Below are 7,084 nucleotides of genomic sequence, written 5' to 3'. Positions count from 1 at the left end.
ACCGGTTCGTCCCCAGCGCCGAGGAGTTCGTCGCGGATTCCGTGATCGACGAGGCGGTCAACCCCGCCGTCGTGCGTGAACAGGGCGCGGTAGCGATGAAACTGCTCGTCATCTGGCGGCCTGACCAAGACCCCGACGCCCGTACAGCTCTCGTCGAGGAGTTCGTCGCCAGATGTCGCGCACACGGGCTAGCCAGCATCGTCGAGCCGGTGTCGCGGGCGCCGTTGACGGGTGGGGATTTCGATGTCGACGCCGGCATCGTGGCAGCGGCCCGCGAGCTCGGCTCGCTCGGCGCCGACATCTACAAATCTGAGGTCCCGACGCACGGCGCCGGTAGCGACGACGAGATCTCGCTTCGCTGCAAAGATCTAGACGAAGCGATCGACGGGCATTGGGTGGTGCTCTCCTCCGGCGTCCCGGCCGAGCGGTTCCCGGAGGCCGTCTCTCTCGCCTGCCACGCAGGGGCCTCGGGTTTCCTCGCCGGGCGTGCGGTCTGGGCCTCGGTGGTGGGTAGCCGGGACCTCGAGACAGACCTGAACCGGCACGCTGTGCCCGCGCTGCGGAGACTCGTCCACGCTGTCGACGACGCCGTGTCCTCGCGCTGAGCTAGGCGTCGCTCGGGTCGACGGCGGGGTCGAAGTCGAACGCGGGAAGGCCGTCGAGGCTGACCCGGTTCTTCCTCGTGCGATAGGCCGCCTGCCCATCGATGCCCTTGCGGTCCATGTGCGGCGGCAACATGTCCCGCTCGCCGACGTGCTCCATGAGCGGCACGCCGAAGCCGCACGAATCCGACACCCGGTGCACGTCCACCACGATCACGGCGCGAGCGCCCCGCTTCTCCGGGAACAACGAGACGAACTCGGCGAATTCGTCGTCGTAGAGCGTGATGAACCGCCCTGTGCCGTGCAGCCGCACAACGTTCGGCGGACCGGAGAACGCGCAGAACATCAGCGTGATCCGCCCGTTCTCGCGCAGATGGGCGATAGTCTCGGCGCCGCTGGCCGTGTAGTCCAGGTAGGCGACAGTGTGCTCGTCGAGGACCACGAACGAACCACCGATGCCCTTCGGCGAGACGTTCACATGCCCATCCGGACCCGATGGTGCCGTCGCGACGAAAAAGATCGACTGCGCGGCGATGAACTCCTTCAGGCGGCCGTCGATCCCGTCGTGAACCTTGCCCATCAGTCGCAGACCGCGCCGTTGGCGGCCGACCCGACCAGCTTCGCGTACTTGGCCAGCACGCCGCGCTCGTGCTTGGCGGCCGGCGGCTGCCAGCCGTCCCGGCGCCGCGCCAGCTCGTCCGCGTCGACGAGCAGGTCGATGCTGTGCCCCGCGATGTCCACCCGGATCGGATCTCCGTCGCGCACGAACGCGATCGGACCGCCGTCCACGGCCTCCGGCGCCACATGCCCGATGCACAGGCCGGTCGTCCCGCCGGAGAATCGGCCGTCGGTGATGAGCAGTACGTCCTTGCCGAGCCCGGCGCCCTTGATGGCTCCGGTGACGGCGAGCATCTCACGCATCCCGGGGCCGCCCTTGGGGCCTTCGTAGCGGATGATCACCACGTCGTTCTTCTGCAGCGTGCCCTGCCCCACGGCGTCCATCGCCGCCTGCTCGCCGTCGAACACGCGTGCCGTGCCGTCGAAGACGTCAGCGTCGAACCCCGCGGATTTCACCACCGCACCCTCGGGCGCAAGGGACCCGCGCAGGATGGTGAGCCCGCCTGTCTTGTGGATCGGGTCGGTCATCGCGTGGATGATCTTGCCATCCGGGTCCGGCGGCGCGATCTCGGCGAGGTTCTCGGCGACCGTCTGACCGGTGACGGTCAGGCAGTCACCATGCAGCAGCCCGGCGTCGAGCAACGCCCGCATGACGACGGGCACGCCGCCGATGTGGTCGACGTCGCTCATCACGTACCGTCCGAACGGCTTGACGTCGGCCAGGTGCGGCACCTTAGCGCCGATCCGGTTGAAGTCGTCGAGCTCCAGCTTGACGTGGGCCTCATGCGCGATCGCCATCAGATGCAGGACGGCGTTGGTGGAACCACCGAGAGCCATGACCACGGCGATGGCGTTCTCGAACGCCTCCTTCGTCATGATGTCCCGGGTGGTGATGCCGCGACGCAGAAGCTCGACGACGGCCTCGCCGGAATGGCGGGCGAGCCCGTCCCGGCGACGGTCGACCGCAGGCGGCGCGGCGCTGCCCGGCAACGACATTCCCATCGCCTCGGCCGCACTGGCCATCGTGTTCGCGGTGAACATGCCGCCACAGGCACCCTCGCCGGGGCAGATGGCACGCTCGATCTCGTCGACCTCCTCGCGGGTGATCAACCCGCGGGCACAAGCGCCGACGGCCTCGAACGCGTCGATGATGGTCACGTCCTTGTCGCCGACCTTGCCTGGCAGGATGGAACCGGCGTACAGGAAGACGGCGGCAACGTCGAGCCGCGCGGCCGCCATGAGCATCGCGGGCTCGGACTTGTCACAGCCGGCCAGCAGCACCGCCCCGTCGAGTCGCTCCGCGCCGAACACGGTCTCCACCGAGTCCGCGATCACTTCCCGGGACACCAGGGAGAAGTGCATGCCCACGTGGCCCATGGAGATCCCGTCGGAGACGGAGATGGTGCCGAACTCCAGCGGATAGCCCTTCGCGGCATGCACCCCATCCTTCGCAGCCTTGGCCAGCCGGTCGAGCGAGAGGTTGCACGGGGTGATCTCGTTCCAGGACGAACCTACGCCGATCTGCGGCTTCTCCCAGTCGTCGTCGGTCATGCCGACGGCGCGCAGCATGCCGCGCGCGGCAGCGCGCTCGAGGCCGTCGGTGACCGTCCGCGAATGCGGCTTGATGTCCGGCCTGCCGGAGCCGTCCGCGTGGGGGGAGCTGTCAGATGTCGACGTCGACGGTGTCACGGTCATGGATCCAACGCTAAACCCGCGGCACACGTCATCGGACGCCAGGTCCGGGATCCGGACCCAGACCGCCGGCAATCGACCGGTTCCCGGGCTGATACCCAGGTGCCGGGCGTCTTCATCGGCCATTCATCCGCTGGTTGAAATCGTCGGCTAGCGTGCCGAACCGGACATTCGACGCGGCTCCATCGAACGACCTCCGACGACGCAGTGTGGCGCCGCCAGCGTGGCCGACGGCGGTGGCCGAGAGGTCCGGCGCGAAGGCCGGGAATGAGGAGATCGACATGGTATCGAGGCGGACGCTGATCGCCGGAGCACTCGGGGGCGCCGGCCTGATCGGCGCGAGGCTCGCCGGCGTGATACAGACTGACCCGGATATCGCAGCGGCCGCGGAATCCACCGAAGGCATAGCCGAGACGGCCCAAACGACGGCCGCACGCGAGAATCGATCCGCGCCTGGCGCTCCGACCGTCCTCGTTGCCACGAACGAGCCGTGGGGCACTTACCACGTCCGGCCGCTGCTGGATGAGGCCGAACGGCGCGGCGTGCGGCTCGTCCAGCTCGTACCCGACCTGTCGGAGATCGACCCCGGCGACCCCGTCGAGACCACTACGCTCGATGACGCGCCGCCCGCGAACCTGCTGGTCGTCACCGGCGCTGAAGACTGGCCGGCGGACTGCGCCGCACAGCTGGACCGCCTGCCCGTCGCGGCGAGCTCCCTCGCCTACCTCAACGCCGACGAGGCCCCGCGCGCCCGCGAGCTGCGGAACCGGCTGCGCGTCGTCACGTCGTCATCGCCGGCCGAGAGCCGCGCGTTCTCCACCTACCTGGGCTCCCACCGCCGGGCGCGGATCGTCGGCTCGCCACAGACCGACGCACTGCCGGAACACCGTCCCGAGCCGGACACCGTGCTGGTGCTCACCAGCGTGACCTACCCGGACGAGACCGGCGGTGCTGCCCCAGGCACCGAGCTGCTGCTGGAAAGCGCGGAACGGCTGGCCGCCGCGGGCAAGCACATCCTGGTCGGCATGCATCCGCGCGAGGACCCGTCGCTGTGGGACCGATACGAGATCAGCGACGTCCCGTCGATCGAGGCGTCCGGCCGCGCCGAGGCTGCGATAGGGATCCCAGGCACGGTGTTTCCGCTGATCGTGGCCGCCGGCGTACCGGTCGTCGGCTGTGTCGACCCGGCCTTGACCGTCCCTGGTTACCTGCTGGACGTGTGCTCGTCGACGATCGACGACGCGGCCCTTGCGGTCGACGCGGTGGCCGGGGCGGAGCTTCCGGACGAGGCCACCTTGTACGACGCGATCGGACCGGTCGGCGGCTCCGCGGACCGCCTGCTCGACGAGTGGGAGCGCGTCGCCCGTCCGCTCCCGTGATCAAAGATCGACCGGCAGCCGATGTCTCATCCACGCCACGTCCGAATACAGCGGCAACGCGAAAGACAAGGGGCATGAGTCCATGAGATCCCGAACGTTCCGGAAGCTGATCCGTCCGCTGACCGTACTGATGACTGCCGGACTCACGGCCGGCCTGCTCGTCGGCGCCGATCACCCACCCGGCACGTCGTCGAGCACCGCTGCCGCGACTCCACAGGAGCGCGACTACGTGGGACTGGTGAATCCGTGGGTCGAAGCAGACATCGGACGGTTCTTCTTCTTCCAATCAGCCAGTAACCCATTCGGTATGGTCAAGCTCCGCCCCGATACCAGCACGCACCATGCGCGGGATACGGGCTATCGAAAGAACGAAAACGACGTCAAAGGTTTCAGCCACCTTCACGACTGGCAGTTGTCCGGCGTACAAGTCATGCCCACGTCCGGTGAGAGTGCTCCTAAGCTGGACGGCGACACCGGCTGGCAATCCCACGTCGAGCACGACTCCAGTGAAGTCGCCGAGCCGGGTTACCACAAGCTGCATCTTGACCGCTACGACATCGACGCCGAGCTCACGGTGACCGATCGGGTCGGCATGCATCGCTACACCTACGGCCAGTCCGGACCGAGCGAGATCATCATCAACCTCGGCGGCGTCCTCGGCGAGGCCGTGATGGAGAACGCCCATGTCACCAAGGTCAGCGACCGTGAGCTGGAGGGCTACGTCGTCCAGCACGGCGAGCGCTACCCCGGCCGGCACGAGACGACGCTGTTCTTCAACATCCAGTTCGATACGCCCTTCGACTCCCTGCATGGCTGGGCGGACGGCGAACGTGTCGACGACGGTGCCGCCGTCGACAAGGTCGCCGGCGACGACGCGGGTGTATACGTCGGCTACGACCACCTCGATGCGGACGACCAGGTCCAGATGAAAGTCGCGCTCTCCCTGACCAGCACCGACGGCGCCCGGCGCAATCTTGAGGCGGAGCTCCCCGGCTGGGACTTCGACGCGGTCAAGGCTGAATCTCAGGACACATGGAACGAGATGCTGGGCCGGATCGACGTGCGGGGCGGAACCGAACAGCAGCAGGTGAAGTTCTACACGGACCTGTTCCACGTCCTCTGCGGTCGCAGCGTGATCAGCGACGCCGACGGCACGTACATGGACGACACCTGGAACAACAACCAGGTCAAGCAGATCCCGACCGATCACAAGGGCGAGCCGAAGTTCGCCATGTACAACTATGACGCCTTGTGGCTGACCCAGTGGAACGTCAACACGGTCCTCGGTCTCGCCTACCCCGAGATCTACTCCAGTTTCGTCCAGTCGCAGCTGCAGATGTACGACGACGGCGAGCTACTTCCCCGGGCACCGGTCACCGGCAACTACTCAATGGTGATGACCGGGTCACCGATCACCTCGTTCATCACCGGCGCCTGGAACAAGGGCATCCGCGACTTCAACATCAACCGGGCCTACGATGCCATGCTCGACGCCCAGTCGCTGGGCGGTCTGTACGACAAGGCGTCCTCGGACTACCTCAACTGGGGAACCGGCGGAAACCGCTCGTACCTGGACCTCGGATACGTCTCGACCGAGGAGACTGGCGAAAGCGCCGGTCAGACCCTCGAGTACGCACATCAGGACTGGGCGCTCGCGCAGCTCGCGAGCTCGCTCAACAAGCGCGGAATCAACACCGCCCAGTACGCCACCGCGTCGGCCTCCTCCCAGCTCGACGATGCGCACAGTGCGGAGCGTGCCGTCGACGGCCGGCCGTCGCGTGCACCGACAGACGTCGAATGGCGATCAGCCGGAGAGCAGGACCCATGGATCGAACTGACCTGGGACGAGCCCCGCGAGCTGCGCCAGATCGCGATCAGCGACCGTGCCGATGCGGACAGCAACGTCAAGGCCGGTCTGCTCGAGTTCAGCGACGGTAGCCAGCGCGTTGTGCGCAACATCCCCACCGACGGGACCGGCAAGGTCGTCCGGTTCCGGCCACGGGAGGTCGACTCCGTGCGTTTCACCGTCACCGACGGCGAAGGCGAGAACGTCGGCCTCAACGAGATCGAAGCCTGGGACCAGACCGACGTCGGCGACTACCTCATGCAGCGCTCGCGCAACTGGCGCAACGTCTACGACGAGGAGGCCGGGTTCAGCCGCCCGCGCAACGCGGACGGCAGCTGGCTCGAGGACTTCGATCCGCTGTCATCACGTGGATTCGTCCAGGCCAACTCGTGGCAGACGACCTGGTTCACCTCTCATGACGTGATGGGGTTGGCCAATCTGATGGGCGGTGAGGCAGCGTACGCCGACAAGCTCAACTACGCGTTCCGGCGGGCGGAGCCAGCACGTTTCTTCGGAAGCCATGGCCAGGGCCACGTCAGTTACGGCAACCAGCCCGGCCTGCAAGTCGCGCACCTGTTCAACTATGTCGGTTACCCCTGGCTGTCGCAGTACTGGGTGCGTCAAGTCAAAGAGGAGACGTACGGCTCCATCGCGACCGACGACGGGTATGGGCACCATGACGAGGACCAGGGCCAGATGGGCGCTGTCAGCGCGCTGATGGCCATCGGGCTGTTCGAGGTGACAGGTGGCGGTCAGCCGCGCCCCGTGTACGACATCACGTCGCCCGTCTTCGACGAGATCACCATCGAGCTGAACCAGGAGTACTACGACGGCGACGAGTTCCGTATCGTCACGCACGACAACTCAGCCGACAACATGTACATCCAGCAGGCCGAGCTCAATGACGATCGGCTCGGCAACAGCTGGTTCCATCACGACCAACTCGC

Annotated in this window: 5 protein-coding genes; 3 read left to right on the top strand and 2 right to left on the bottom strand. The window is 67.0% G+C overall.

All coding sequences use genetic code 11. The features are described from left to right. A partial coding sequence (locus tag ELR45_RS15730) for a hypothetical protein (protein WP_205856676.1) occupies positions 1-605 on the top strand: 605 nt, incomplete at its 5' end. Position 606: 1 nt separating this feature from the next. On the opposite strand, the gene ELR45_RS15725 is transcribed toward ELR45_RS15730, so the two are convergent. Beyond that, positions 607-1,182, bottom strand: coding sequence for a pyridoxamine 5'-phosphate oxidase family protein (locus tag ELR45_RS15725; RefSeq protein ID WP_129667251.1), 576 nt, complete (start codon positions 1,180-1,182; stop codon positions 607-609). Beyond that, positions 1,182-2,915, bottom strand: coding sequence for a dihydroxy-acid dehydratase (gene ilvD / locus ELR45_RS15720; RefSeq protein WP_129667250.1), 1,734 nt, complete (start codon positions 2,913-2,915; stop codon positions 1,182-1,184). Before ilvD ends, ELR45_RS15725 begins: the two co-directional genes overlap by 1 nt. Positions 2,916-3,193: 278 nt before the next feature. Between ilvD and ELR45_RS15715 the strand changes: the two genes are divergently transcribed. Beyond that, entirely contained in the window at positions 3,194-4,291 is a 1,098-nt protein-coding gene (locus ELR45_RS15715; protein ID WP_205856675.1) for a hypothetical protein, read from the top strand. 130 nt (positions 4,292-4,421) lie between these two features. Continuing rightward, positions 4,422-7,084: glycoside hydrolase domain-containing protein (locus ELR45_RS15710; RefSeq protein WP_476704130.1), on the top strand; the 2,663-nt coding region annotated here is incomplete at its 3' end.

The organism is Phytoactinopolyspora endophytica (assembly GCF_004138495.1).
GTDB lineage: Bacteria > Actinomycetota > Actinomycetes > Jiangellales > Jiangellaceae > Phytoactinopolyspora > Phytoactinopolyspora endophytica.
This window is presented reverse-complemented; position numbering and strand designations above follow the sequence as displayed.